The organism is Streptomyces sp. JB150, from assembly GCF_011193355.1.
Classification (GTDB): Bacteria; Actinomycetota; Actinomycetes; order Streptomycetales; family Streptomycetaceae; genus Streptomyces.
In genome coordinates, this window is record NZ_CP049780.1 from 5,179,109 (window position 1) to 5,205,202 (window position 26,094).

General features: G+C 71.3%; 27 protein-coding genes. 15 read left to right on the forward strand and 12 right to left on the reverse strand.

Annotated elements, in window-relative coordinates:
- Nucleotides 1-57 precede the first annotated feature (57 nt).
- The 8 genes from atpE to G7Z13_RS24105 all read left to right on the forward strand — a co-directional run bounded on the left by atpE (nucleotide 58) and on the right by G7Z13_RS24105 (nucleotide 6,914).
- A complete protein-coding gene (atpE, locus tag G7Z13_RS24070; protein ID WP_009321656.1) occupies nucleotides 58-288 on the forward strand; it encodes an ATP synthase F0 subunit C in 231 nt (76 codons plus the stop codon).
- Nucleotides 289-329: 41 nt separating this feature from the next.
- Nucleotides 330-872, forward strand: coding sequence for a F0F1 ATP synthase subunit B (locus tag G7Z13_RS24075; RefSeq protein ID WP_166002307.1), 543 nt, complete (start codon nucleotides 330-332; stop codon nucleotides 870-872).
- Nucleotides 869-1,684, forward strand: coding sequence for a F0F1 ATP synthase subunit delta (locus G7Z13_RS24080; RefSeq protein ID WP_166002308.1), 816 nt, complete (start codon nucleotides 869-871; stop codon nucleotides 1,682-1,684). Before G7Z13_RS24075 ends, G7Z13_RS24080 begins: the two co-directional genes overlap by 4 nt.
- A 146-nt stretch (nucleotides 1,685-1,830) precedes the next feature.
- Nucleotides 1,831-3,438: a F0F1 ATP synthase subunit alpha gene (gene atpA / locus G7Z13_RS24085; RefSeq protein WP_166002309.1), complete on the forward strand. Its 1,608-nt coding sequence runs from the start codon at nucleotides 1,831-1,833 to the stop codon at nucleotides 3,436-3,438.
- Between the two features lie 21 nt (nucleotides 3,439-3,459).
- Nucleotides 3,460-4,377 carry a F0F1 ATP synthase subunit gamma gene (locus tag G7Z13_RS24090; RefSeq protein ID WP_166002310.1) on the forward strand — a complete coding sequence of 306 codons (918 nt, stop codon included), beginning with the start codon at nucleotides 3,460-3,462 and terminating at the stop codon, nucleotides 4,375-4,377.
- Entirely contained in the window at nucleotides 4,377-5,813 is a 1,437-nt protein-coding gene (atpD, locus tag G7Z13_RS24095; protein ID WP_166002311.1) for a F0F1 ATP synthase subunit beta, read from the forward strand. Before G7Z13_RS24090 ends, atpD begins: the two co-directional genes overlap by 1 nt.
- A gap of 117 nt (nucleotides 5,814-5,930) precedes the next feature.
- The gene (locus G7Z13_RS24100) at nucleotides 5,931-6,305 is read left to right on the forward strand and encodes a F0F1 ATP synthase subunit epsilon (RefSeq protein WP_166002312.1); all 375 of its coding nucleotides are present in this window, start codon (nucleotides 5,931-5,933) and stop codon (nucleotides 6,303-6,305) included.
- 162 nt (nucleotides 6,306-6,467) lie between these two features.
- Complete coding sequence (locus G7Z13_RS24105; protein ID WP_166002313.1) at nucleotides 6,468-6,914, forward strand: DUF2550 domain-containing protein; 447 nt, start codon at nucleotides 6,468-6,470, stop codon at nucleotides 6,912-6,914.
- A gap of 34 nt (nucleotides 6,915-6,948) precedes the next feature.
- On the opposite strand, the gene G7Z13_RS24110 is transcribed toward G7Z13_RS24105, so the two are convergent.
- The 3 genes from G7Z13_RS24110 to G7Z13_RS24120 all read right to left on the reverse strand — a co-directional run bounded on the left by G7Z13_RS24110 (nucleotide 6,949) and on the right by G7Z13_RS24120 (nucleotide 10,779).
- Nucleotides 6,949-8,787, reverse strand: a complete 1,839-nt coding sequence (locus G7Z13_RS24110) for a glycoside hydrolase family 18 chitinase (RefSeq protein ID WP_166002314.1) — start codon at nucleotides 8,785-8,787, stop codon at nucleotides 6,949-6,951.
- Nucleotides 8,788-8,924: 137 nt separating this feature from the next.
- Nucleotides 8,925-9,566, reverse strand: a complete 642-nt coding sequence (locus G7Z13_RS24115; RefSeq protein WP_166002315.1) for a response regulator transcription factor — start codon at nucleotides 9,564-9,566, stop codon at nucleotides 8,925-8,927.
- A 25-nt stretch (nucleotides 9,567-9,591) separates the two neighbouring features.
- Nucleotides 9,592-10,779: a histidine kinase gene (locus G7Z13_RS24120; RefSeq protein WP_240926336.1), complete on the reverse strand. Its 1,188-nt coding sequence runs from the start codon at nucleotides 10,777-10,779 to the stop codon at nucleotides 9,592-9,594.
- Between the two features lie 152 nt (nucleotides 10,780-10,931).
- Between G7Z13_RS24120 and G7Z13_RS24125 the strand changes: the two genes are divergently transcribed.
- On the forward strand, nucleotides 10,932-11,516 hold the full coding sequence (locus G7Z13_RS24125; RefSeq protein ID WP_166002317.1) for a hypothetical protein: 585 nt from the start codon (nucleotides 10,932-10,934) through the stop codon (nucleotides 11,514-11,516).
- Between the two features lie 48 nt (nucleotides 11,517-11,564).
- Here G7Z13_RS24125 and G7Z13_RS24130 read toward each other — a convergent pair whose 3' ends face one another.
- From G7Z13_RS24130 to G7Z13_RS24140, 3 genes are read right to left on the reverse strand one after another with little or no spacing between them, the layout of a single operon-like run.
- Nucleotides 11,565-12,137, reverse strand: coding sequence for a cob(I)yrinic acid a,c-diamide adenosyltransferase (locus G7Z13_RS24130; RefSeq protein WP_166002318.1), 573 nt, complete (start codon nucleotides 12,135-12,137; stop codon nucleotides 11,565-11,567).
- Nucleotides 12,138-12,156: 19 nt separating this feature from the next.
- Entirely contained in the window at nucleotides 12,157-12,906 is a 750-nt protein-coding gene (locus G7Z13_RS24135; protein WP_166002319.1) for an ABC transporter permease, read from the reverse strand.
- A 10-nt stretch (nucleotides 12,907-12,916) separates the two neighbouring features.
- The gene (locus tag G7Z13_RS24140) at nucleotides 12,917-13,699 is read right to left on the reverse strand and encodes an ATP-binding cassette domain-containing protein (protein WP_166002320.1); all 783 of its coding nucleotides are present in this window, start codon (nucleotides 13,697-13,699) and stop codon (nucleotides 12,917-12,919) included.
- An 83-nt stretch (nucleotides 13,700-13,782) separates the two neighbouring features.
- On the opposite strand from G7Z13_RS24140, the gene G7Z13_RS24145 reads away from it, so the two are divergent.
- From G7Z13_RS24145 to G7Z13_RS24160, 4 genes are all read left to right on the forward strand, one after another.
- Nucleotides 13,783-14,424 (forward strand): TetR/AcrR family transcriptional regulator, encoded by a 642-nt coding sequence (locus G7Z13_RS24145; protein ID WP_166002321.1) that lies wholly within the window; start codon nucleotides 13,783-13,785, stop codon nucleotides 14,422-14,424.
- A 126-nt stretch (nucleotides 14,425-14,550) separates the two neighbouring features.
- A complete protein-coding gene (locus G7Z13_RS24150; protein WP_166002322.1) occupies nucleotides 14,551-15,399 on the forward strand; it encodes a 3-hydroxyacyl-CoA dehydrogenase family protein in 849 nt (282 codons plus the stop codon).
- 176 nt (nucleotides 15,400-15,575) lie between these two features.
- Nucleotides 15,576-15,899, forward strand: coding sequence for an STAS domain-containing protein (locus G7Z13_RS24155; RefSeq protein WP_166002323.1), 324 nt, complete (start codon nucleotides 15,576-15,578; stop codon nucleotides 15,897-15,899).
- A 333-nt stretch (nucleotides 15,900-16,232) separates the two neighbouring features.
- Nucleotides 16,233-18,818 (forward strand): ATP-binding protein, encoded by a 2,586-nt coding sequence (locus tag G7Z13_RS24160; RefSeq protein WP_166002324.1) that lies wholly within the window; start codon nucleotides 16,233-16,235, stop codon nucleotides 18,816-18,818.
- A 90-nt stretch (nucleotides 18,819-18,908) separates the two neighbouring features.
- On the opposite strand, the gene nucS is transcribed toward G7Z13_RS24160, so the two are convergent.
- Nucleotides 18,909-19,580 (reverse strand): endonuclease NucS, encoded by a 672-nt coding sequence (gene nucS / locus G7Z13_RS24165; protein ID WP_166002325.1) that lies wholly within the window; start codon nucleotides 19,578-19,580, stop codon nucleotides 18,909-18,911.
- Nucleotides 19,581-19,843: 263 nt separating this feature from the next.
- Here nucS and G7Z13_RS24170 point away from each other — a divergent pair, with 263 nt between their 5' ends.
- Nucleotides 19,844-20,236 carry an SCO5389 family protein gene (locus G7Z13_RS24170; protein WP_166002326.1) on the forward strand — a complete coding sequence of 131 codons (393 nt, stop codon included), beginning with the start codon at nucleotides 19,844-19,846 and terminating at the stop codon, nucleotides 20,234-20,236.
- A 196-nt stretch (nucleotides 20,237-20,432) separates the two neighbouring features.
- Here the strand turns inward: G7Z13_RS24170 and G7Z13_RS24175 are convergent, their stop codons facing one another.
- Nucleotides 20,433-21,461 carry an LLM class flavin-dependent oxidoreductase gene (locus G7Z13_RS24175; protein WP_166002327.1) on the reverse strand — a complete coding sequence of 343 codons (1,029 nt, stop codon included), beginning with the start codon at nucleotides 21,459-21,461 and terminating at the stop codon, nucleotides 20,433-20,435.
- A gap of 221 nt (nucleotides 21,462-21,682) precedes the next feature.
- Here G7Z13_RS24175 and G7Z13_RS24180 point away from each other — a divergent pair, with 221 nt between their 5' ends.
- A complete protein-coding gene (locus tag G7Z13_RS24180; RefSeq protein ID WP_166002328.1) occupies nucleotides 21,683-22,024 on the forward strand; it encodes an ATP/GTP-binding protein in 342 nt (113 codons plus the stop codon).
- A gap of 12 nt (nucleotides 22,025-22,036) precedes the next feature.
- On the opposite strand, the gene G7Z13_RS24185 is transcribed toward G7Z13_RS24180, so the two are convergent.
- From G7Z13_RS24185 to G7Z13_RS24200, 4 genes are all read right to left on the reverse strand, one after another.
- Nucleotides 22,037-22,888: an ABC transporter permease gene (locus G7Z13_RS24185; RefSeq protein WP_166002329.1), complete on the reverse strand. Its 852-nt coding sequence runs from the start codon at nucleotides 22,886-22,888 to the stop codon at nucleotides 22,037-22,039.
- Nucleotides 22,885-24,180, reverse strand: a complete 1,296-nt coding sequence (locus tag G7Z13_RS24190; RefSeq protein ID WP_166002330.1) for an ABC transporter ATP-binding protein — start codon at nucleotides 24,178-24,180, stop codon at nucleotides 22,885-22,887. Before G7Z13_RS24190 ends, G7Z13_RS24185 begins: the two co-directional genes overlap by 4 nt.
- Nucleotides 24,181-24,293: 113 nt before the next feature.
- Complete coding sequence (locus G7Z13_RS24195) at nucleotides 24,294-25,064, reverse strand: ABC transporter permease subunit (protein ID WP_166002331.1); 771 nt, start codon at nucleotides 25,062-25,064, stop codon at nucleotides 24,294-24,296.
- 5 nt (nucleotides 25,065-25,069) lie between these two features.
- Nucleotides 25,070-26,029 carry an ABC transporter ATP-binding protein gene (locus tag G7Z13_RS24200; protein WP_166002332.1) on the reverse strand — a complete coding sequence of 320 codons (960 nt, stop codon included), beginning with the start codon at nucleotides 26,027-26,029 and terminating at the stop codon, nucleotides 25,070-25,072.
- Nucleotides 26,030-26,094: the final 65 nt, after the last annotated feature.

The window sequence follows — 26,094 nt, forward strand, 5'->3', positions numbered from 1 at the left end:
CCCCCATTCGTCCGGTGGCCAACCCCCACCGGTCCGTAAAGAAAAGGAAGAACTGGCATGTCCCAGACCCTTGCTGCTGTCGAAGGCTCCCTCGGCTCCATCGGTTACGGCCTCGCCGCGATCGGCCCGGGCGTCGGCGTCGGCATCATCTTCGGTAACGGCACGCAGGCTCTCGCCCGTCAGCCCGAGGCTGCCGGCCTGATCCGCGCCAACCAGATCCTCGGCTTCGCCTTCTGTGAGGCGCTCGCCCTGATCGGTCTGGTCATGCCGTTCGTCTACGGCTACTGATCAGCGACACCAGTCCAGCCGACTAGACGAAAGGCACTCACATGAGCCAGCTGCTCATCGCGGCGAGCGAGGGAGAGAACCCCCTCGTCCCGCCGATCCCTGAGCTTGTCATCGGCCTGCTCGCCTTCGTCATCGTCTTCGGCTTCCTCGCCAAGAAGCTCCTCCCGAACATCAACAAGGTTCTGGAAGAGCGCCGCGAGGCCATCGAGGGCGGTATCGAGAAGGCCGAGGCCGCGCAGACCGAGGCCCAGAGCGTCCTCGAGCAGTACAAGGCCCAGCTCGCCGAGGCCCGGCACGAGGCCGCGCGTCTGCGCCAGGAGGCGCAGGAGCAGGGTGCCGTGCTCATCGCCGAGATGCGTGCGGAAGGCCAGCGGCAGCGCGAGGAGATCGTCGCCGCCGGTCACGCCCAGATCGAGGCCGACCGCAAGGCCGCCGCGTCCGCGCTGCGCCAGGACGTCGGCAAGCTGGCCACCGAGCTGGCCGGCAAGCTCGTCGGTGAGTCCCTCGAGGACCACGCCCGGCAGAGCCGCGTCATCGACCGCTTCCTCGACGAACTCGAGGAGAAGGCCGAGGCGTCGCGATGAACGGAGCGAGCCGCGAGGCCCTGGCAGCCGCACGTGAGCGTCTCGACGCGCTGACGGACGCCACGTCCGTGAACGCCGCGCAGCTCGCCGACGAGCTGGCCGCGGTGACCGCGCTGCTCGACCGCGAGGTGTCGCTGCGCCGGGTCTTCACCGACCCGGCACAGGCCGGCGAGGCCAAGGCCCAGCTGGTCCAGCGGCTGCTCGGTGGCCAGGTCGGCGGCGAGACCGCGGACCTGCTGGCCGGCATGGTGCGCTCGCGCTGGTCGCAGTCCCGCGACCTGGTGGACGCGCTGGAGGAGCTGGCGAACACCGCCGACCTCACCGCCGCCCAGCAGGCGGGCACGCTCGACGACGTCGAGGACGAGCTGTTCCGGTTCGGCCGGATCGTCTCCGGCTCGACCGAGCTGCGCGCCGCGCTGACCGACCGCAAGGCCACCACGGCGGCCAAGAGCGAGCTGCTGCGCAGCCTGCTCGGCGGCAGGGCCAAGGCCACCACCGAGCGTCTGGTGACGCGCCTCGTGACCGCGCCCCGGGGACGTAGCCTGGAAGCGGGACTGGAGTCCCTGTCCAAGCTCGCCGCCGAGCGCCGGGACCGCATGGTCGCCGTCGTCACCTCGGCGGTGCCGCTGAGCGACCCGCAGAAGCAGCGCCTGGGCGCCGCCCTCGCGAAGCTCTACGGCCGCCGGATGCACCTGAACCTCGACGTGGACCCGGCGGTCCTCGGCGGGATCCGGGTGCAGGTCGGTGACGAGGTCATCAACGGCTCTGTCGCGGACCGCATCGAGGACGCGCAGCGCCGGCTCGCCGGCTGACGCCACGCGGCAGCGGCGGCAACTGAACACGCAGTACTTACTTACGGCCCTGGTTGGGCCGTGCAGAGGATTCACCTCCTGTTGGGGGGAGTCCCCATCCCCCCAAAGTGAAACTTCGGGCCCAACAAGGAGAGCAGGGAACCCAGATGGCGGAGCTCACGATCCGGCCGGAGGAGATCCGGGACGCGCTGGAGAACTTTGTCCAGTCGTACAAGCCGGACGCGGCCTCGCGCGAGGAGGTCGGTACGGTCACCCTTGCCGGCGACGGCATCGCGAAGGTCGAGGGTCTCCCCTCGGCCATGGCCAACGAACTGCTGAAGTTCGAGGACGGCACCCTCGGCCTCGCGCTCAACCTGGAAGAGCGCGAGATCGGCGCCATCGTCCTCGGTGAGTTCAGCGGCATCGAGGAGGGTCAGCCGGTCACGCGCACCGGCGAGGTCCTCTCCGTCGCGGTGGGCGAGGGCTACCTCGGCCGCGTCGTCGACCCGCTCGGCAACCCGATCGACGGCCTCGGCGAGATCGAGACGTCCGGCCGCCGCGCCCTCGAGCTGCAGGCCCCCACGGTCATGCAGCGCAAGTCGGTGCACGAGCCGATGGAGACCGGCTACAAGGCCGTCGACGCGATGACCCCGATCGGCCGTGGTCAGCGTCAGCTGATCATCGGTGACCGCCAGACCGGCAAGACCGCCCTGGCCGTCGACACGATCATCAACCAGCGTGACAACTGGCGCTCCGGCGACCCGAAGAAGCAGGTCCGCTGCATCTACGTCGCCATCGGCCAGAAGGGCTCCACCATCGCGTCGGTCCGCCGCGCGCTGGAGGAGAACGGCGCGCTGGAGTACACGACCATCGTCGCCGCCCCGGCGTCCGACCCGGCCGGCTTCAAGTACCTCGCCCCCTACACCGGCTCGGCCATCGGCCAGCAGTGGATGTACGAGGGCAAGCACGTCCTGATCATCTTCGACGACCTGTCGAAGCAGGCCGACGCCTACCGCGCCGTGTCCCTGCTGCTGCGCCGTCCGCCGGGCCGTGAGGCCTACCCGGGCGACGTCTTCTACCTGCACTCCCGCCTGCTGGAGCGCTGCGCCAAGCTCTCCGACGAGATGGGTGCCGGCTCGATGACCGGTCTGCCGATCGTCGAGACGAAGGCCAACGACGTCTCGGCGTTCATCCCGACCAACGTCATCTCCATCACCGACGGCCAGTGCTTCCTGGAGTCGGACCTGTTCAACGCCGGTCAGCGCCCCGCGCTGAACGTCGGTATCTCCGTCTCCCGAGTCGGTGGTTCCGCGCAGCACAAGGCGATGAAGCAGGTCTCCGGCCGACTGCGCGTGGACCTCGCCCAGTTCCGTGAGCTGGAGGCGTTCGCCGCCTTCGGTTCCGACCTGGACGCGGCCTCCAAGGCCCAGCTGGAGCGCGGTCAGCGCATGGTCGAGCTGCTGAAGCAGGACCAGTACCAGCCGATGTCCACCGAGGACCAGGTCGTCTCCGTGTGGGCCGGTACCACCGGCAAGATGGACGACGTGCCGGTCGCGGACATCCGCCGCTTCGAGAAGGAGCTGCTGGAGTACCTGCACCGCCAGGAGCAGCCCCTCATGACCTCCATCAAGGAGGGCGGCAAGATGTCGGACGACACGCTCCAGGCCATCGCCGACGCCATCGCGGAGTTCAAGAAGCAGTTCGAGACCTCGGACGGCAAGCTGCTCGGCGAGGACGCTCCGGCGGCCCCGAAGGCGACCAGCGCCTCCAAGTGACGTAAGGAAGGGACCTGACTCATGGGAGCCCAGCTCCGGGTCTACAAGCGTCGCATCCGATCCGTCACCGCGACCAAGAAGATCACCAAGGCGATGGAGATGATCGCCGCCTCGCGCGTCGTCAAGGCGCAGCGCAAGGTGGCGGCCTCCACGCCGTACGCGGAGGAACTGACCCGCGCGGTCACCGCCGTGGGCACCGGGAGCAACACCAAGCACCCGCTGACCACGGCGGCCGAGACGGTCACCCGGTCCGCGGTGCTGCTGCTGACCAGCGACCGCGGTCTCGCCGGCGCGTTCAACTCCAACGCCATCAAGGCGGCGGAGCAGCTGACGGAACGGCTGGAGCGCGAGGGCAAGCAGGTCGACACGTACATCGTCGGCCGGCGCGGTGTGGCCCACTACAACTTCCGCGAGCGCACGATCGCCCAGTCGTGGACCGGGTTCACCGACGAGCCGTCGTACTCGGACGCCAAGAAGGTCGCGGCTCCGCTGATCGAGGCCATCCAGAAGGACACGGCGGACGGCGGCGTGGACGAGCTCCACATCGTCTACACCGAGTTCGTCTCGATGATGACGCAGCAGGCGCTCGACAAGCGCATGCTGCCGCTCAGCCTCGACGAGGTCGCGCAGGAGTCGTCCGCCAAGGGCGAGATCCTGCCGCTGTACGACTTCGAGCCGTCGGCCGAGGACGTCCTCGACGCCCTGCTGCCGCGGTACGTCGAGAGCCGGATCTACAACGCGCTGCTCCAGTCGGCCGCTTCGAAGCACGCCGCCACGCGGCGCGCGATGAAGTCGGCTACCGACAACGCGGGCGAGCTGATCAACACGCTCTCCCGTCTTGCCAACGCGGCCCGCCAGGCCGAAATCACCCAGGAAATCAGCGAGATCGTCGGTGGCGCGAGCGCCCTGGCCGACGCGACCGCGGGGAGTGACAAGTAATGACCACCACTGCTCAGACGGCCACGGCGACGGGCCGCGTCGCGCGGGTCATCGGCCCGGTCGTCGACGTGGAGTTCCCCGTCGACGCGATGCCGGAGATCTACAACGCCCTGCACGTCGAGGTGGCCGACCCGGCCAACGCGGGCGAGAAGAAGACGCTGACCCTCGAGGTGGCCCAGCACCTGGGCGACGGCCTGGTCCGCGCCATCTCGATGCAGCCGACCGACGGTCTGGTCCGCCAGGCCCCGGTCGTCGACACCGGCGACGGCATCACCGTCCCGGTCGGCGACTTCACCAAGGGCAAGGTGTTCAACACCCTCGGTGAGGTGCTGAACGTCGACGAGAAGTACGAGGGCGAGCGCTGGTCCATCCACCGCAAGGCCCCGAACTTCGACGAGCTCGAGTCGAAGACCGAGATGTTCGAGACCGGCGTCAAGGTCATCGACCTGCTGACCCCGTACGTCAAGGGCGGCAAGATCGGTCTGTTCGGCGGCGCCGGCGTCGGCAAGACGGTGCTCATCCAGGAGATGATCTACCGCGTCGCCAACAACCACGACGGTGTGTCGGTGTTCGCCGGTGTCGGTGAGCGCACCCGTGAGGGCAACGACCTCATCGACGAGATGAGCGAGTCGGGCGTCATCGACAAGACCGCGCTGGTCTTCGGTCAGATGGACGAGCCCCCGGGCACCCGTCTGCGCGTGGCCCTGGCCGGTCTGACCATGGCGGAGTACTTCCGCGATGTGCAGAAGCAGGACGTGCTGTTCTTCATCGACAACATCTTCCGCTTCACCCAGGCCGGTTCCGAGGTGTCGACCCTGCTCGGCCGCATGCCCTCCGCGGTGGGCTACCAGCCGAACCTGGCCGACGAGATGGGTCTCCTCCAGGAGCGCATCACCTCGACCCGTGGTCACTCGATCACCTCGATGCAGGCGATCTACGTCCCCGCGGACGACCTGACCGACCCGGCCCCGGCCACCACCTTCGCCCACCTCGACGCGACGACGGTGCTGTCCCGTCCGATCTCCGAGAAGGGCATCTACCCGGCCGTGGACCCGCTGGACTCCACGTCCCGGATCCTGGACCCGCGCTACATCTCGCAGGACCACTACAACGCGGCCATGCGCGTGAAGAACATCCTGCAGAAGTACAAGGACCTCCAGGACATCATCGCGATCCTCGGTATCGACGAGCTGGGCGAGGAGGACAAGCTCGTCGTCCACCGTGCCCGTCGCGTGGAGCGCTTCCTGTCCCAGAACACCCACGTCGCCAAGCAGTTCACCGGCGTGGACGGTTCGGACGTGCCGCTGGACGAGTCGATCGCCGCGTTCAACGCGATCTGCGACGGCGAGTACGACCACTTCCCGGAGCAGGCGTTCTTCATGTGCGGTGGTCTCGAGGACCTGAAGAAGAACGCGAAGGAGCTGGGCGTCTCCTGACCCCAGTGCTTGTGTGACGCGTGAGGGGGCGGGCTCGTCCCGCCCCCTCTGTCACGCCCATTAGACTTGTACCTAACACCCGGCAGGAGAGCCGGGTGGTGACCCGAGGAGCCAACCTTGGCTGCTGAGCTGCACGTCGCGCTGGTCGCGGCCGACCGAGAGGTCTGGTCCGGCGAGGCCACCCTGGTCGTCGCGCGCACCACGTCCGGCGACATCGGCGTCATGCCCGGTCACCAGCCGCTGCTCGGTGTGCTGGAGTCGGGCCCGGTGACCATCCGTACGAGTGATGGTGGAACGGTCGTCGCCGCGGTGCACGGCGGTTTCATCTCGTTCGCGGACAACAAGCTGTCCCTGCTGGCCGAGGTCGCCGAGCTGTCGGACGAGATCGATGTCCAGCGTGCCCAGCAGGAGCTGGAGCGCGCGAAGGCGGAGGGCGACGAAGCCGCCCAGCGCCGCGCGGACGTCCGACTCCGTGCGGCGGCGGCGCGCTGACCCCGAGGGTCGCTCCCGGGCCGTCTAGGCTCTGGGGGAGCGCCGAGTAGTGACGTCACTCAGCCGCGGTCGGCACCGGAGCAATCCGGAGCCGGCCGCGGCTGAGGCAGATATAGAGGTTTTTTCCGTTCCGTTACCTAGGAGACGAGGAGGTCGGTGCCGATGGTCCTCGCTCTGACTGTGTGCGGAATCGTCGTCGCCGTGGTGGTGCTGGGGCTGTTCGTCTTCGGACTGCGCCGCAGGCTCATCCAGCGATCCGGCGGTACCTTCGACTGTTCCCTGCGCTGGGACGCCCCCGAGCAGGGTGACGCCGGCGGCAAGGGCTGGGCCTACGGTGTGGCCCGCTACAACGGCGACCGCGTCGAGTGGTTCCGGGTCTTCTCCTACGCCGTCCGGCCGCGCCGGGTGCTGGAGCGCTCGGCGATCGAGGTGCTGGGCCGCCGGCTGCCCGAGGGCGAGGAGGAGCTGGCGCTGCTGTCCGACGCGGTGGTGCTGGCGTGTACGCACCGGGGAACGCGGCTGGAGCTGGCCATGAGCGAAGACGCGCTGACCGGATTCCTCGCGTGGCTTGAGGCAGCCCCGCCCGGTCAGCGCGTCAATGTCGCGTAGGTTTGCTTACGGCCTTCTGGTCACGGCCTGCTGATCACTTCAGGCCGTTGCTGATCGCGGAGACCAGCTCACCGTTGCTGGTGTCGCCGCTGAACTCCCAGAAGAAGGCGCCGCCGAGGCCCTGGTTCTTGGCCCAGGTCATCTTGGTGCCGATGGTGGCGGGGGTGTCGTAGGACCACCAGTTGGTGCCGCAGTGCGCGTAGGCGGTGCCGGCGATGGTGCCGGTGGCCGGGCAGGCGGTCTTGAGCACCTTGTAGTCCTCGATGCCCGCCTCGTAGGTGCCGGTGGCCGCGCCGGTGGCGGTGCCGCCGGGGGCGGACTGGGTGACGCCGGTCCAGCCGCGGCCGTAGAAGCCGATGCCGAGCAGCAGCTTGGACGCGGGGACGCCCTTGGCCTTCAGCTTGGCGATCGCGTCGGCCGAGTTGAAGCCGGCCTTCGGGATGCCGGGGTACGAGGTGAGCGGGGAGTGCGGGGCGGTGGGGCCGGTCTTGTCCCAGGCGCCGAAGTAGTCGTACGTCATCACGTTGTACCAGTCGAGGTACTGCGCGGCGCCGCCGTAGTCGGCCGCGTCGATCTTGCCGCCGTCCGAGCCGTCCGCGGTGATGGCGGCGGTGATCAGGTAGTTGGGACCGAACTCGGCGCGCAGGGCCTGGGACAGGTTCTTGAAGGCCGCCGGGCCCGAGGTGTCGCAGGTCAGACCGCAGGCGTTCGGGTACTCCCAGTCGATGTCGATGCCGTCGAAGACGTCGGCCCAGCGCGGGTCCTCGACCACGGCCTTGCAGGACTTGGCGAAGGCGGCGGCGTTCTGCGCGGCCTGGCCGAAGCCGCCGGAGTAGGTCCAGCCGCCGAACGACCACAGCACCTTGATGTGCGGGTACTTGGCCTTCAGCTGGCGCAGCTGGTTGAAGTTGCCGCGCAGCGGCTGGTCCCAGGTGTCGGCGACGCCGCTGACGGACTGGTCGGCGGTGTAGGCCTTGTCGGTGGCGGCGTAGGCGTCGTCGAGGACGCACTGGCCGTTCTTGACGTTGCCGAACGCGTAGTTGATGTGGGTGATCTTCGAGGCCGAGCCGGAGGTCACCAGGTTCTTGACGTGGTAGTTGCGGCCGTAGACGCCCCACTCGGTGAAGTAGCCGAGGTTGACCTTGGTGCCGGGCTGCGGACCGGGGTCGGTGGAGCCGCCGGTGGTGCGCACCGCGACGGCGCCGCTGACCGGGCCGGTCTGGTCGGCGGTGTCGCGGGCCTGGACGGTGTACGAGTAGTCGGTGCCGGCGGTGAGGCCGGTGTCCGTGTAGGCCGTGCCGGTGACGGTGGCGATCTTCGTGCCGCCGCGCAGCACGTCGTAGTTCTTGACGCCCTTGTCGTCGGTGGCCGCCTTCCAGGTCAGCTTCACCGAGGTGTCGGTGACGTCGGAGGCGGTCGGGGTGCCGGGGGCGCTCGGCGGGTTGTCGCCGGGGACGCTCGGGCCGCCGTCACAGCTGCCGCCGTTCAGCTTGCAGTTGGCGGGGGAGCCGGTGCCGGTGCCGTTGAAGCCGAAGGTGACGGAGGCGCCGGGGGCGAGGGTGCCGTTCCAGGCCTTGTTCTTGGCGGTCCAGTGGTTGCCGGAGGACGTGATGTCGGCGTCCCAGCCGGAGGTGACGGAGGTGCCGGAGGGGAAGTCCCACTCGACGGTCCAGGAGCTGATGGTCGTGGTGCCGGTGTTCTTCACCGTCCACTTGCCCTCGAAGCCGGAGCCCCAGTCCGAGGACTTGACGTAGGTGGCGGTGGCCGAGGCGGCCTCCGCGGCGGCCTGGGCGGGGCTGGAGAGCCCGGCCAGTCCGGCGAAGGGGAGCAGGAGGGTCGCGAACCCCGCCGCTGCTCTGTGTCTGAAGCGCATGCTGCGCCTCCTTTGTGGGGATGTCGGGGGCAGGCGTGACTGAGCCTTCACGCCCACGGTGCGGCGAGAATAGAAAGGTCTGGACCATAGGTCAATAGGTCTGGACCACTATCCCGGCCGCTCGCCGGCCGCCCCGGTCAGATCCCCAACTCCTGCGCCAGTACGGCCGCTTGCACCCGGCTGCGCAGCTCCAGCTTCCCCAGCAACCGGCTGACGTGCGTCTTCACCGTCGCCTCCGCCATGTCGAGCCGCCCCGCGATCTCCGCGTTCGACAGCCCCTCGCCCAGACACGACAGCACCTCGCGCTCCCGCCGGGTCAGCTGCTCCAGCACCGCCGGATCGGCCTTCGGCTCGCGGGCCGGCCCGGCCGCGAACGCGGCGATGAGCCGCCGGGTCACCGCCGGCGCGATCAGCCCCTCCCCGCGCGCCACCGTCCGCACCGCCGCCAGCAGGTCCTTCGCGTCGGTGTTCTTCAGCAGGAACCCGGCCGCGCCCGCGCGCAGCGCCCCGAAGACGTACTCGTCGAGATCGAAGGTGGTCAGGACCAGCACGTCGGCCAGCTGCTCGGCCACCACCTGACGGGTCGCCGACACCCCGTCCAGGCGCGGCATCTGCACGTCCATCAGCACCAGGTCGGGCCGCAGCTCCCGGGCCAGTGCCACCGCCCGCTCGCCGTCCGCCGCCTCGCCGACCACCTCGATGTCGGGGGCGCTGCCCAGGATGAGCACCAGCCCGGCACGGACGGCGGACTGGTCCTCGGCGACGAGGACGCGGATCATGCGGGGACTCCTTCTGCGGTCGGGGTCACGGGGTGTCTCCTTCGGTGGCCGGCAGGGTCGCGCGGACGGCCCAGACCCGGCCGTCCGGGGTGTCCTCGGGCCCGGCCTCCAGCGTGCCGTGCAGCAGCGTGGCGCGTTCCCGCATACCGATCAGGCCGGCTCCCGAGCCGGGTGCGCGGGGCGCGTCCCGGTCGCCGTACCGGCTGGTGACCGTGAGGGTCAGCGAGCCGTCGCGCTGCGCGAGCCGCACGGTGACGGGACCGGGCGCGGCGTGTTTGAGGGCGTTCGTCAGGCTCTCCTGCACGATCCGGTAGGCGGCCAGCTCCACCGGCGTGGGCACCCGGTCGTACGCGGCGTCCAGGGTGACGTCCAGACCATTGGCGCGGGCCGTGTCGACCAGCGCGCCGAGGCCGTCCAGGGTGGGCGCGGCGGACGGCTCGGTCCCGGCGCCCGCGTCCCGCAGGATGCCGATCAGCCGGCGCATCTCGGCCAGCCCCGCGACGCTGTTCTCCCGGATGACCCCGAGCGCCTGCCGGGTGGTGGCCGCATCGTCGAGGGAGAGCGCGGCGGTGGAGTGGATGGCGATCGCCGACAGGTGGTTGGCGACCATGTCGTGCAGCTCGCGCGCCATCCGGGCGCGCTCGGCGCCCACGGCCTGGACGCGGTCCATCTCGGCGAGCAGGGCGGTCTGTTCGGCGCGCAGCCGGGCGGCCTCGGCGGCGTCCCGGTGGTTGCGGACGATCAGCCCGGTCGAGGCGGGCGCGAACGACACGATGCCGACGGCCACACCGATCAGCAGCGCCTCCGGCACCCGCCACACCGCGAACGGCACGACCGTCGCCGCCACCGACAGCAGTCCGGTGATCCAGGGGATACGGCGGGCCGCCGCGGGAGTGCCGTACAGCACCGCCGCGTACATCACGTCCGTGAACATCACCAGCGTGAACAGGTTGCCCTGGGTGACGGTGTCGGCGGCCAGCGCGGCCGTGGCGACCGGCAGCGCGACACGCGGGGCGGCCCGCCGCATCAGCTCGCAGCAGGCCATCACGGCCAGCGGCACCAGGATCGGCCAGGCGCCCGGGAAGAGCACGATCGGCTCGCCCTTCGGGCGGGTGGCCAGACCGAAGCCCCACAGCAGCACCCCGCCGAGCAGCCCGGCGAGGGCGACGTACGCGTCGAAGCGGTGCGGGCGGGGGAGTCGCGCGGCGGCCATGGTCCCATCCAACACGGCCCCGGCCGCGCTCGCCTGATCCCCGGGAAGGGTCCCCGACTGCATCTTTCGATGTACCGCGAGTTCGTCACCGCCGACGACGAACGGCGCCGCTTTCGCCGGGAGCCTGGAAGGGTGACCGAAGGGAGCACGTCGTGATCGTCGCGTTGATCATCGCCTGTGAGGTCGGCTTCTGGGTGCTGCTCGCGCTCGGCCTCGCCGTCCGCTACCTGCTGAAGTGGCGCCGCACCAGCGTGGTGCTGCTGCTGTGCGAGCCGGTCCTGGAGCTGGTGCTGTTCACGGCGACGGCCATCGACCTGAAGAACGGCGCCGAACCGGGCTGGGAGCACGGGCTGGCGGCGCTGTACATCGGCTACACGGTGGCCTACGGCCACTACACCATCCGCTGGCTGGACGGCCACGCCGCGCACCGCCTGGGCGGGGCGCCGAAACCGGCCGGCGCCCCCCGCTACGGCCTGCCCCGCGCCCGCCACGAGGCCGGGCTGTGGCTGCGCACGCTGCTCGCCGCGGCCGTCGCGTGCGGGCTGCTCCAGGGCGCCGTCTGGTACGTCGGCGACGACGGCGACATCTCGTCCCTGCGCTCCTTCCAGTGGGCCGCCCTGCGCGCCGCCGGCATCCACGGGCTGGTCGCGCTGGCCTACTTCGTCTGGCCGAAGAAGGCTCCCGCCGGGGCGGGGGAGGAGAGCGGGCAGGCGCTCACCAAGGAGCGGATCCGCTGACGCGCGAGGCGCCTCGGGAGCCGCTCTCCCGGTCCGGCGGGAGATGGGCTAGCGCTCGCCGCCGGGCACCCACAGCACGTCCCCGACGTCCTTGTTGGCGGTGCGGGCGAGGATGAACAGCAGGTCGGACAGACGGTTGAGGTAGGTCGCGGTGAGCGGGTTCATCGTCTCGCCGTGCACCTCCAGCGCGGCCCAGGTGGAGCGCTCCGCCCGGCGGACGACCGTGCAGGCCTGGTGGAGGAGGGCCGCGCCCGGGGTGCCGCCGGGGAGGATGAAGGAGCGCAGCTTCTCCAGCCGCTCGTTGAAGCGGTCGCAGTCCGCCTCCAGCCGGTCGATGTAGAACTGCTCGACCCGCAGCGGCGGGTACGCCGGGTTCTCCACGACCGGCGTCGACAGGTCCGCGCCCACGTCGAACAGGTCGTTCTGCACGCGGGTGAGGACCTTGGCGATCTCCTCCTCCAGGTTCCCCAGCGCGAGGGCCGTGCCGATCACCGCGTTGGCCTCGTTGGCGTCGGCGTACGCCGCGATGCGCAGGTCGGTCTTGGCGACCCGGCTCATGTCGCCGAGGGCGGTGGTGCCCTGGTCGCCGGTCCGGGTGTAGATGCGTGTCAGGTTGACCATGCGGCCAGCGTAGTGACGCCTACGCCCCCTCGGTACGGAAGACCCGTGTGCCCACCGTCACGGAGAGCGCGGTCATGGCGACGGCCACCAGCACGCCGTACAGCATGTGCGCGGTCGCGTACCGCCCGGCGTAGGCGTCGCGCATCGCGTCCACGAGATAGCGGAACGGCACGCAGTGCGACAGCGCGTCCAGCCAGGCCGGGCCGAGGCTGATCGGCAGCATCAGGCCGGACAGCAGCATCGAGGGCATGCTGACGGCGTTGACCAGCGGCCCGAACTCCTGCGGGCTGCGCACTTTCATGCCCAGCGCGTACGACAGCGAGGCGAGCGACACGGACAGCAGGGCGACGAAGGCGAAGCCGATCAGCACCCCGGCGAGCGGGGCCCGCAGACCCATGACCAGGGCGGCCAGCACCAGCAGCACCGCCTGGAACAGGAACACGGCGGTGTCCCGCAGTACCCGGCCCAGCAGCAGCGCGAGCCGGCTGACCGGGGTGACGCGCATCCGCTCGACGACGCCCTGGCCGTTCTCCACGATGATCATGAAGCCGGCGAAGAGCGCGCCGAACAGGCCGAGTTGGAGCAGCAGTCCGGGGACCAGCACCTGCCAGGAGCTGCCGTCCCCGCCGAGCGGCAGACCGGTCAGCAGCGGACCGAAGAAGAGCAGGTAGAGCAGCGGCATCAGCACGCCGAAGAACAGGGCGAAGGGGGAGCGCAGGGTCTGGCGGGCGTACCGCCCGAAGATCAGCGCGGTGTCGTGGAACAGCATCCGGGGGCTCCTAGACGGCGACGGGGGCGGTGCCGGCCGGGGCGGCGGGGCGGCCGGTGACGGCGAGGAAGGTGTCCTGCAGGGTGGCGTCGAGCGAGCCGCCGTACCGCAGCTTCAGGGCGCTCGGCGTGCCCTCGGCCGCCACCACGCCCCGGTCCACGATCACCAGGCGGTCGGAGAGGGCGTCGGCCTCGTCGAGGTAGTGGGTGGTCAGGAAGACGGTCGTGCCGTGCTCGTCGCGCAGCCGGCGCACCAGGTCCCACAGGGCGGCGCGGCTGCCGGGGTCGAGGCCGGTGGTCGGTTCGTCGAGGAAGAGCACCCGGGGGCGGTGGGTCAGTGCCATCGCGATGTCCAGGCGGCGGCGCTGGCCGCCGGAGAGGGCGGCGGCCTTGCGGTCCAGCAGCTCGGTGAGATCCAGCTCCCGCGCCAGTTCCTCGGCGCGTTCCCGGGCCTGAGCCTTGGTCAGCCGGTACAGCCGCCCCTGGGTGACCAGCTCCTCGCGCACCGGGAGCTGCGCGTCGACCCCGCCCGACTGGGCGACGTATCCGCACGCCCGGCGCACTCCTTCGGGGTCGGTGGCCAGGTCGTGGCCCGCGACGGTGGCCGTGCCGCCGGTCGGCTTCAGCAGGGTGGTCAGCATTCGCAGGGTGGTGGTCTTGCCCGCCCCGTTCGGGCCGAGGAAGCCGAGGATCTCGCCCTGCCGGACGGTGAGGTCGATGCCGCGCACGGCGTGCACGGGGCCGCGTTCCGCCGGGAAGGTGCGGGCCAGCCCGGCCGCGCTGATGATGTCCATGGCCCCAGAAAAACAGAGACGCTGAAATTTTGCAATGACTCCAAGTTTCCAGCGGCACCAAGGAAGGCCGGTAGCATGCGGGCATGGCCGAGGGACTCAGGGAGCGCAAGAAGCGGCAGACCCGGCAGTACATCTCCGATGTCGCCACGGGCCTGTTCATCGAACGGGGTTTCGACGCCGTCACGGTCGCGGAGATCGCCGACGCCGCGAACGTCTCCGTCAACACCGTCTACAACTACTTCCCGGCCAAGGAGGACCTCTTCCTCGACCGCTCCAAGGGCGTAGTGGACCGGCTCTCGCGCTGGGTGCGCGGCCGGGGCGACGGGGAGTCCGCCGCCCGGGCCGTCCTGCGCGAACTGCGCGAGGAGGTCGAGGCGGTCTCGCCCCGGATGGGACTCATGGACGGCTATGCCCGGTTCATGACGGTGATTCACGACTCGCCCGCGCTGCGCTCCCGGCTCTGGGCGATCGGCCAGGAGGTCGTCGACAACCTGGAGCGCACCCTGCGCGAGGAGACCGGCGCCGACGCCGACGACCCCCTGCCCACCCTCGTCGCCGGTCAGGTCAACTGGCTGCACCAGACCGTGATGGCGGACATCGGCCGCCGCATGATGGCCGGCGGCAGACCCGCCGAGGTGTCACGCGAGGTGCTGCTGCTGCTCGACGAGATGGAGGAGCTGTTGAGCGAGAAGGTGCTCAACTACGCCGTACGAGGCGCCGCGTGACCCCTGCCGGTGTGATGTCCGTCATCTGAGACGTGACGCGCGTTACTTACCGGTCACACAGCCCCTCACGAGCGCTAGTGTCCGCCCGAGAGGAACAAGGACAGCGCGTATCAGGGGAGTCGCACAGTGGCACGGAAGCTCGCCGTCATCGGGGCCGGTCTCATGGGATCCGGCATCGCCCAGGTCTCCGCCCAGGCGGGCTGGGACGTCGTTCTGCGCGACGTCACCGACGAGGCGCTCAGGCGCGGCACCGACGGCATCAAGGCCTCGTACGACAAGTTCGTCGCCAAGGGCAAGCTGGAGGCGGACGCCGCCGAGGCCGCCCTCGGCCGGATCACCGCCACCACCGACCTGGACGCCGCCGCCGACGCGGACGTCGTCGTCGAGGCCGTCTTCGAGAAGCTCGAGGTCAAGCACGAGATCTTCCGTGCCCTCGACAAGCTGGTGAAGGACGAGGCGATCCTCGCCTCCAACACCTCCGCCATCCCGATCACCAAGATCGCCGCCGTCACCGAGCGGCCCGAACGCGTCGTCGGCACCCACTTCTTCTCGCCGGTGCCGATGATGCAGCTGTGCGAGCTGGTGCGCGGCCACAAGACCAGCGACGAGACCCTCGCTACCGCGCGGGAGTTCGCCGAGTCCGTCGGCAAGACCTGCATCGTCGTCAACCGCGACGTGGCCGGCTTCGTCACCACCCGGCTCATCTCGGCCCTCGTCGTCGAGGCCACCAAGCTCTACGAGTCGGGCGTCGCCAGCGCCGAGGACATCGACCTGGCCTGCAAGCTGGGCTTCGGCCACGCCATGGGCCCGCTCGCCACCGCGGACCTCACCGGCGTGGACATCCTGCTGCACGCCACCGGCAACATCTACACCGAGACCCAGGACGAGAAGTTCGCCCCGCCGGAGCTGATGCGCCGGATGGTTGACGCCGGTGACATCGGGCGCAAGAGCGGGCAGGGCTTCTACAAGCACTGAGACGGCAGCCGCCTTAGGAGCATCACACCTAGGGGTGAATTCGGTATCGGTTCGCTTACAAGCAGCAACCGAACCGCCACCGAAGCAGTCAGACGGTGCAAGCCACCGGCCATGTTCGACGTTGCACGGCCACCGTCATGTCATGGAGCACATCACCGAACGCACGGGGAGCGCATATGCACATCAGGGGCGACCACGCCGAGGTGGTCGTCGAGGGCCGCCTCGACGTCCGCACCGCGGCGGACGCCCGTGCGGCTTTGCACTCGGCCGTCGACGGCGGGGCCGGCGATTTCGTCCTCGACCTGTCCGCGCTGGACTCCTGGGACGCCACCGGGCTCGGTGTCATCATGGGCGCCCACCGGCGGGCCGGGCGCTGCGGCCGCCGGCTGGTGCTGCGCGGCGTACCGCCGCAGATGCAGCGCCTGCTGGTGGCCACCCGGCTGCACCGCATCCTGGCCATCGAGGGCGGCATCGGCGTGGAGTCCCTGCCGCGCGTGTGAGGCGCGGGCATGGGGGCGGCCGGCGCGGGAACACCGGTACGAGTGCCCGGAGACACACCGGCACGAGTCCCCTCGGGCACACCGGTACGGGTACGGTTTCGGAGCCGGACGTTCCGATCCGGAAACGCACGTCGCGCCCAATCCTCATGAGAGTGTGACGTCTCGGACGGCGCGGTACCCCGGGCTGTCGTGGATACTGGGCAACGGTTTAGGGTTCGGTCGCCCGCTGTCCAGAACCACCCTCGAGCGGGCCCGGACCAGAAGCGACAGCGCGGTGTGCGACACGGCCGGGAGGGGCTGGACGCACTCGACGCTTTTGGGGGGCTTGAACCTATGGACCCGACCACCCGGGGACCCGAGGGCCACGGCCAGGACGACGGCCACGCGCCGCGCCAGCGCCCGCCCAGGGATCCCCTCACACCGGACTTCGGCCAGCACGCGCCGGCACTCGCCCGCACGGTCCAGCTCGTCTCCGGCGACTTCCTGCTCACCGTCAACCCGGTCGACGGCAGCGAGATCGAACTCTGCCCGCCGGCCGAGCGCCCCGGCCGGCCCGCCAAGCTGACCGCGGCCGAACGCGCCGAGGTCGCGCGCGCCGCCCGCCCGCCGGCGCCGCCCGGACCCGCCCTGCCCGAGCCGCCCCTGCTCGGCCGCCAGGAGGAACGCGAACGCCTCGTCCGCCTCCTCGCCCGCGGCCGCTCGGTCCGCCTCACCGGCCCCGGCGGCTCCGGCCGCAGCCGCCTCCTCGACACCGTCGCCGAGGACTGCGCGGACCTCGCCCCCGACGGCGTGATCCGCCTCAGCGGCTTCCACCGCACCGCCGGCGAACTGCTCCACGACCTGTTCTACGCCGTCCACAGCGCGCCCCTGCACCGGCCGGAACGGGACGAACTGCTCGAAGCCGTCCGGCAGATCGGCGCCGTCGTCGTCCTCGACGACATCGAGTTCGGCGGCGCCGCCCTCGACGAGCTGCTGGACGCCACGCCCGAGTGCGCCTTCCTCATCAGCGCCACCCCCGACGTGCCCGCGCCGTCCGCCGACTCCGCCCTCGAAGAGGTCTTCCTCGGCGGCCTCGACCGCGCCGGCGGCCTGGAACTCCTGCGCCACGCCGTCGGCCGCACCCTCACCGAGGACGAGGCCAACTGGGCCGGCGACCTGTGGTTCGAGTCCGAGGGCCTGCCGCTGCGCTTCGTCCAGGCCGGCGCCCTGCTCCGGCAGCGCGACCGGCTGCGCAACGGCGCCGACGCCTTCGACGAGTTCGGCGTCTTCCAGGAGCCCCCCGCCGACGCCCCCTTCGATGCCGACGCCCGCGACGAGATACCCCTGCCGTCCCTCGCCGAGGGCGCCGCGCCCGCCGCCCTGCTCGCCTCCCGGCTGAGCGAGTCGGCGCGCGCCACCCTGCGGTTCGCCGTCGCCCTCGGCGGCGAGGTCCCGCACCAGGCGCATCTGCCCGCGCTCGTCGGCGACACCCACGCCGACGCCGCCCTCGGCGAACTCCTCGGCTGCGCCCTGGTCACCCCGGTCGGCGGCCGCTACCGGCTCGCCGCCGGCGTGCGCACCCAGCTGGAGGCCGCCGGATACGCCGACCACGTCCAGGAGACCGCCCTCGCCGCCGCCCGGCACTACGCCTGGTGGGCCGGGCACCCCTCGGTCACCCCCGAGCGGGTCTGCGCCGAGTCGGACGCCCTGCTCGCCGTGCTCGACGTCGTCGTCCCGGTCACCGCCCCGCCCGGCGAGGACGAGGAGAGCCCCGCCGTGCGGCTGGCCCGCACCGCGGCCCCCGCCTTCGCCGCGGGCCTGCACTGGAGCGCCTGGGAGCGCAGCCTGCGCGCCGGCGCGAAGGCCTCCCGGCTCGCCGGAGAGGTCGCCGAGCAGGCCTACTTCCACCACGAACTCGGCATCCTCGCGCTGCTGGAGGGCCGCCTCGACCGGGCCCGTGCCGAACTGGAGGCCTCCATCGGCCTGCGCGGCGCCCTCGCCGACAAGCGCGGCACCGTCGCCGGCCGCCGCGCCCTGGCGCTCGTCGACGACCGCTCGGGCAACACCCCCGGCGTCGGCCCGGTGAGCGCGGCGCCGGTGTTCGGCGCCGGAGCCGGCGACGAGGTGCCCGCCGCCCGGCACGAGGTACCCGCCGCCCGGCACGAGGAGTCCGCCTCCCCGTCCGGCGGGGTCCCGGCGGCCCCGATGCCGTTCCCGAAGCTGCCCCGCCCCGCCGACACGCTCGTCACCCACGGCACCGCGGCGGGCGGTACGACGTCCCACAAGGCCCGCGGTGGGCTGCGCGGCCTCGCCCGGCGCAACCTGGTAGCGGCCGGTGCGGGCGCGCTGCTCGTGGCGGTGCTCGGCACGGTCGTCACGCTCGGCGCCACCTCGAACAACGACGCCGACAGCCCCTCCGGCCAGGTCGGCGTCAACCCGTCGGCCAGCCAGGGCGCCGGCGACGACAGCCTGGGCGCGGACGAGGCGGACCGCGACGGCGACGGCGCCCCGGACACCGGCAGCGCGACCAGCCGCCCGACCGACCCGGGCCCCGACGGCACCCTGGGCACCTCCGACGACCCGACCCCGACGGACGCGGCGACCGGTTCGCAGTCAGGGGAGCCGTCGGACGACCCGAGCGGCACGGATCCCGGTGACGACCCCTCCGCTTCGACGTCCAAGCCGCCGTCGTCGACGACGAAGCCGCCCACGACGACCAGGCCGCCGACCGAGACGACCAAGCCGCCGACGGAGACCTCGAAGCCGCCCACCGAGACTTCCCAGCCTCCGACCGAGACGTCTGAGCCGCCGACGGATCCCACCGACACCGCACCGCCCACCTCGAACTCCGCGAGCGCTCCCACGGAGTCCACCAGCTCCGCCGGCGCACCGCAGAGCAGCGACGCGGCCACGCCCAGCAGCGCCGAGTCGGTCATCTGAGGCCTGGGACGGCACGAAAGAGGCCGGGTCCCTTCTCCGGGACCCGGCCTTTGCCTGCCATGGCAGTCACGCTCGCCACGACAGTGACGCTCAGAACAGCCGCAGCTTGTCGTCCTCGATGCCGCGCAGCGCGTCGTAGTCCAGCACGTGGCAGCCGATGCCGCGGTCCGTGGCGAGGACGCGGGCCTGCGGCTTGATCTCCTGCGCGGCGAAGATGCCGCGCACCGGCGCCAGATGGGGATCGCGGTTCAACAGCTCCAGATAGCGGGTCAGTTGCTCGACGCCGTCGATCTCGCCGCGCCGCTTGATCTCCACCGCGACGGTCCGGCCCTCCGCGTCCCGGCAGAGGATGTCGACGGGACCGATGGCCGTCATGTACTCGCGGCGGATCAGGGTGTAGCCCTCGCCGAGCGTCTCGATGCGGTCGGCGAGCAGTTCCTGGAGGTGTGCTTCCACGCCGTCCTTGATCAGGCCGGGGTCGACGCCGAGTTCGTGCGTCGAGTCGTGGAGGACCTCCTCCATAGTGATGATCAGCTTCTCGCCCGCTTTGTTGGTGACGGTCCACACGCCCTCGTCCTCGCCGCTGCCCTCCTTCAGGGTGCAGGGCGGCGACATCCAGTTGAGGGGCTTGTACGCCCGGTCGTCCGCGTGGATGGAGACGCTGCCGTCCGCCTTCACCAGGATCAGACGGGGTGCCGAGGGGAGATGGGCGGTGAGCCGGCCGGCGTAGTCGACCGAGCATCGGGCAATGACGAGACGCATGGTCGGCAACGCTACTCGACAGCCCGGGGCGCACGCGATTCGCGTCCTGTTTATCCAGAACACTCGTGTTCGGTCGTGGCCGATTGTGTGCCCACCGGGGTCCGCCTGTATCCCCATTCTCCTGGTGCCGTCACGGTCTGGTGCCTACCGTAGGGAACGGGAGGTCGCGACGCGTGTACACAGGGTGTCCGGGTGTCCGGTGTTCGCGAGCTCCCTCATCTGTCCGGCAACCCCTGCTGGTCGGGGGTGCGAGAGGAGTACCCATGTCGCTCGACGTCTCACCGGCCCTACTCGAACAGGCCGAGCGAGGCGAGGTCGACGAAGCTGACTTCGTCGACTGCGTCCGGACCTCCCTGCCCTACGCGTGGGAGATGATCAGCTCCCTGGTGGCCCAGCTGAAGGTGGACGGCGGCCAGTTCGCCGACAACCAGATGCCCCCGCCGGACGAGCAGGCACGCGGTCAGCTCCTGCGCGCACTCGCGAGTGACGCCATCCGCGGTGCGCTGCAGCGGCACTTCGGGGTGCGCCTGGCCTTCCAGAACTGCCACCGGGTGGCCGTGTTCCCGCTGGACGGTTCGGCGGACGAGACGCTGGCCCGCTTCACCTCGGTGCGCGGTCAGTTGCTCAACCAGTCCCCGGAGCTTCGGGACTGCTGACGCAGCGAGGCACCGGCTTGCCGCTCTCGTCCACGGGAGGTGCGATCTCTACCGGGGCGGCAAGCTCCCCGCACCACCCGTCTCGGCGCACCGCCGGTCGCCCCGCGCTGCCCGTCGCCCCCGTCGCCTCCGGTCCTCCCGGTCCGGTCGCCCTGTCATGGTCGCCCAGCCCCGGTCGCCCCGCTCCGGCCGCCGCTCACCGCAGCTGTGGCAGCACCTCGCCGCCCAGCCGCCGTACGTTCTCCTCCGTCGCCGCCAGGTCTCCCGAGCCCTCGACCAGCAGGGCGAAGCGGGAGATGCCGGTCCGCTCGCTGGTCGCCGCGAGCCGGTCGGCGCACAGCCGCGGGGTGCCCACCGGGTGCAGCCCGCAGAGCAGTTCGGTGTAGGCCAGCGGATCGCGCATCCCGCGCTCCCGGCCGTCCACCGTCATATGCGCGTCCAGACCCTGTTTCAGCCAGCCTGGCATCGCCTTGGTCAGGGTCTCGGCCGCGTCGACCCGCCGGTCCGCGATCTGGCAGACGCCGGCCGACACATGGCCCGGATCGGCGAGCTGCTCCGCCGGCCGGCCGGCGGCTCGGGCGAGGCGGCGCCACAGGCCGACCATCTCGGCCTTCTCCTCGTCCCCGACATGCATGCCGAGCAGCATCGGCAGCCCGCGCTCGGCCGCCGTCCGGACACTGGCGGGGGAGGTGCAGGCGACCAGCACCTCGGGGCCGTCGGTCTCGGTCAACGACTCCGACGGCCGCGGCACGACCGGCACCTCACGGAAGGCATAGCGCTCCCCGGCGGCCTCGACGCGCGGTTCGCGCAGCCAGCGCACCAGCAGATCGAGTGATTCGGGAAAGCCCTTCTCGTACGCCTCCAGGCCCGCGCCGAACACTTCGAGGTCCACCCACGGACCGCCCCGGCCCACGCCCAGCGACAGCCGTCCGCCGCTCGTCACATGGAGCAGCGCCGCCTGCTCGCCGAGCGCCACGGGGTGCGTGGTGGGCAGCACGCTGACCGCCGTGCCGACCCGGATGCGCCGGGTGCGGCCGAGCAGCAACGCGGCGAGGGTGATGGCCGACGGACAGGTGCCGTACGGCACGAAGTGGTGCTCGGCCAGCCAGACCGAGTCGAGCCCCGCTTCCTCGGAGACCTCCGCCGAGCGGACCGCGCGGTGCAGCGCCTCCCCCTGGCCCTGACCCGGGAACTGGGCCGCCAACACGAAACTTCCTACGCGCATCGCTCTTCCTGCTTCCTCGGCTCCGACACGGAGCTGCCCCACCCGGCATAACTGTCTGACACGTGCCGAGGACACGGCCTCGCGGCCGAATTTGCCGATTGTCTGCAGAATGCCCGCCAGGGCGGGGGACTTGTGGGGGTTCCCCCGGGTTCCGCATACCCCCGTCACGGACGCGTAGGCTGGACAGGACCCGCTCCCTGTATAGCTCCGTGAGGTGTTCCGTGTCCCCGCGTCGCAACCGACCCAAGGGCCCGAAGAATGCCGTCTCCTCCGGCCGGGGCGCCGAGGACGACCGGCCGGGCCGCTACGGCGGCTGGCAGTCCAGCGTGGACTGGGCCGGCGAGGAGTGGAGCGTGCGCCACGTCGCGGGCGCGAGCGCGCAGGGCAAGAGCTACCGCTGCCCCGGCTGCGACCAGCTGATCCCCGACGGCGTCCCGCACGTCGTCGCCTGGCCGCAGTACGCGGGCGTCGACGACCGCCGCCACTGGCACAAGGCGTGCTGGAACGCACGGGACCGCCGCACCACGCGGGTGCAGCGGTCCCGTAACGCGCCGAGGTTCTGACGGCAGCCGTCGCTAGACGTCGCGCCGCTCCAGCAGCGCGTAGGCGCCGGCGAAGGCGACGGCGGTGACGCCCAGCATGATCCACAGCGGGTCCCAGCCCGTCGGGCCCGAGTCGCTGAGGGAGTTGGCGTAGAAGACGCCGAGCTGGTTCGGGATCGAGTACTCGAACAGGAAGGTGCGCACGTCCTCCAGCGACGAGGAGAACATGAACAGCGCGACCACCAGCGGGGCGAGAACCGCGCCGATCATGATGGTGATGGCGCCCGCGGAGTGCCGGATGATCGAGCCGACGACCAGCGACAGCAGACCGAGCAGCGCGATGTAGAGCGAGACGCCGACCGTGGCCTTCAGCCACTCGCCGCCCGACGGGTCCCGGGCGTCCACCATGCCGACCTGGGCGACGGCCACCAGGGAGGAGGAGAGCAGCGTCACGGTGAACGCGACCGCGAAGAAGACGATCGCCTTCGCCGTCAGCACCCGCCCGCGCGAGGGGCAGGCCGTCATCGTGGTGCGGATCATGCCCGTGCCGTACTCGGACGCCGTGGTCAGCACGCCGAGCGTGATGACGCACATGCTGCCGAGCAACAGCCCGAAGAAGCCCAGGGCCAGCGCGCTCTCCGAGCCGAGGTCGCTCTCGGAGGCCGAGCTGCCCACCACGGTGCCGGTCAGCAGGCCGATGCCGACGACGAGTGCGACGAAGACCCCGAGCGTCCACATCGTGGAGCGCACCGACTTGATCTTCGTCCACTCCGAGGCGATGGCGTGCCCGAGGTGGGTGCGCACGACGGGGATCGGCGAGGTGTAACCGGAGTACGGCGGCATGCCGGGCGCGGCCGGCGACGGCGGGGTCTGGGGCGTGCTCATCGGGCGTCCTCGGACTGGGTCGGGTCGGAGACGGGGGCGGAGGCCTGCGGCGCGGGCGCCTCGGGCGCCGGGGCGGCGGCGGGCGCGGCCGCCGGAGCCTGGCCCGGCGCCTGGGCGGGCGCGGGCGGCTGCTGCGGCGCCGGCTGCGCGTACGGGTTCGGCTGACCGGCCGGGGCGGGGGGCGCGGCCGGGGCCTGCGGGCCGCCGTACGGGCCGGGGGCGCCGTAGGGACCCGGCGCCTGCGGCATCGCGAACGGCTGCCCGCCCTGCTGGGGCGGCGGCGGGGCGTACCAGCCCGGCTGGCCCTGGCCGGGCACCGGCACCGGCGGCTGCGCGCCCGGCGGCAGCGGCTGCTGGAGGCCCGCCTTCTGGTCGGTGGTGGAGCGGTAGTCGACGGCCGCCTGCGTCATCCGCATGTACGCCTCCTCCAGGGAGGCCTGGTGCGGCGACAGCTCCCACAGCCGTACGTCCGTCTCGTGCGCGATGTCACTGATGCGCGGCAGCGGCAGCCCGGTCACCCGCAGCGCCCCGTCCTGCTCGGGCAGCACCTGGCCGCCCGCCTCGGTCAGCGCGGACGCCAGCTTCTCGCGCGCCTGCGACTCGGTGTCCGGGGTGCGCACCCGGGCGAACCCGGCGGAGTTCGCCGCGATGAAGTCCCGCACGCTCATGTCGGCGAGCAGCTGCCCGCGCCCGATCACGATGAGGTGGTCGGCGGTCAGCGCCATCTCGCTCATCAGGTGCGAGGAGACGAAGACGGTACGGCCCTCGGCCGCGAGCGACTTCATCAGGTTGCGCACCCAGAGGATGCCCTCGGGGTCGAGCCCGTTGACCGGCTCGTCGAACAGCAGCACCTGCGGGTCGCCCAGCAGCGCCGCGGCGATGCCGAGCCGCTGGCCCATGCCCAGCGAGAAGTCCTTCGAGCGGCGCCGGGCCACGTCCTGGAGGCCCACCACGCCCAGCACCTCGTCCACCCGGCGGGCCGGGATGCCGGACAGCTGGGCCAGGGACAGCAGGTGGTTGCGGGCCGTCCGGCCGCCGTGCACGGCCTTAGCGTCGAGCAGCGCGCCGACCTGGCGGGGCGCGTTCGGCAGCTTGCGGTACGGGTAGCCGCCGATCGTCACCTGCCCCGAGGTGGGGTTGTCCAGGCCGAGGATCATGCGCATCGTCGTCGACTTGCCGGAGCCGTTGGGGCCCAGGAAGCCGGTGACGGCGCCGGGCCGCACCTGGAAGGAAAGGTTGTACACAGCGGTCTTGTCGCCGTAGCGCTTGGTCAGGCCGACTGCCTCGATCATGCTCCGCACCCATCGAAAGGTTCAGGACAGCGGGGCACACGCCCCCGTAAGGGTTAGGAGGATATCGGGGCGCTGACGGTTCCACCCAAGAGCGAGTAAAGAAACGACCGCTCCTAGGCGTCCCGTCGCTTGAGCAGCAGGTAACCGCCGGCCAGGGCCGCGACCACCCACAGCGCCATGATCCCAAGGCCGCCCCACGGGCCGTACGGGGTGTCGTCGCCGGCCGGCGGCACCACCTGCATGACCTTGCTGCCGGCCTGGTCCGGCAGGAACCGGCCGATCCTCTTCGTGGCGCCGACGTTGCCGAGGATGTTCGAGATCAGGAAGAAGAACGGCATCAGGATGCCCAGCGACAGCATCGGGGAGCGCAGCATCGCGGCGACGCCCATGGAGAACATCGCGATCAGCGTCATGTAGAGCCCGCCGCCGATCACCGCCCGCAGCACCCCCGGATCGCCGAGGCGCGCCCCGAGATCGCCGAGCATCGCCTGCCCGAGGAAGAACGCGGCGAAGCTGGTGGCCGTCCCGACCACCAGGGCGAGCCCGGTCGCGACCGCCAGTTTGCCGGACAGGAACACGCCGCGCTGCGGTACGGCGGCCAGCGAGGTGCGGATCATGCCGGTGCTGTACTCGTTGGAGACCACGAGCACCCCGAACACGATCATCGCGAGCTGACCGAGACTCATCCCCGCGAAGCTGATGAACGTCGGGTCGAACGACAGCCGGTCCCGGGCGTTCATGGAGTCGAACTCGTTCTTCGACAGCGCGGCGATGAGCATCCCCAGCGCGATGGTGACCAGCACGGCGAGCGAGAGGGTCCACACCGTGGACGCCACCGAGCGGATCTTCGTCCACTCCGACCGGATGACCTGGGTGGCCGCCATGCTCCTCAGCCCTTCCGCCGGCCGTCGCCCCACTGCTGCCGCTGCCGCGGCGCGGGTGGGGTGTCCGAGTGCGCGTGGTACTCGACCGACTCCGCGGTCAGCCGCATGAACGCCTCCTCGAGCGAGGCCTGCTGCGGGCTCAGCTCGTGCAGCACCACCTGGTGCTGCGCGGCCAGCTCGCCGATCCGCTCCGGCTTCTCGCCGTCCGCCTCGAACGCCCCGCCGTTCGCCACGGCCGCGATCCCGGCCCCGTGCAGCACGTCCAGCAGCCGCTCCGGCTGCGGGGTGCGGATCCGGACGTAACTGCGCGAGTTCTTCGCGATGAAGTCCGCCATGGAGGTGTCGGCGAGCAGCCGGCCCTGCCCGATCACCACCAAGTGGTCCGCGGTCAGCGCCATCTCGCTCATCAGATGACTCGACACGAACACCGTCCGCCCTTGCGCGGCCAGCGACTTCACCAGCGTGCGGATCCAGTGGATGCCCTCGGGGTCGAGCCCGTTGACCGGCTCGTCGAACATCAGGATGCGCGGGTCGCCGAGCAGCGCGGCGGCGATGCCGAGCCGCTGCCCCATGCCCAGCGAGAACCCCTTGGCCTTCTTGCGGGCCACCGCCGTGAGTCCGACCGTGTCCAGCACCTCGTGCACCCGCTGCTCCGGGATGCCGTTGCTCTGGGCGAGGCACAGCAGATGGTGGTAGGCGCTGCGCCCGCCGTGCACCGCCTTGGCGTCCAGGAGCGCGCCGATGTACGTCAGCGGGTCCCTGAGCCGGTCGTAGTGCTTGCCGTCGATGCGCACGTCCCCGGCGGTCGGCCGGTCCAGGCCCAGCACGATCCGCATGGTGGTGGACTTGCCCGCGCCGTTCGGGCCGAGGAAGCCCGTGACGATGCCGGGTCGCACGGCGAACGTCAGGTTGTTGACCGCCACCTTCTCGCCGTACCGCTTGGTCAGCCCCTCGAGCTCGATCATGCGGCCACGCTAGAACGGGACAAAGCCCCCTGCCACCGGAAGTGGCAGGGGGCTCGGCGCCGTGC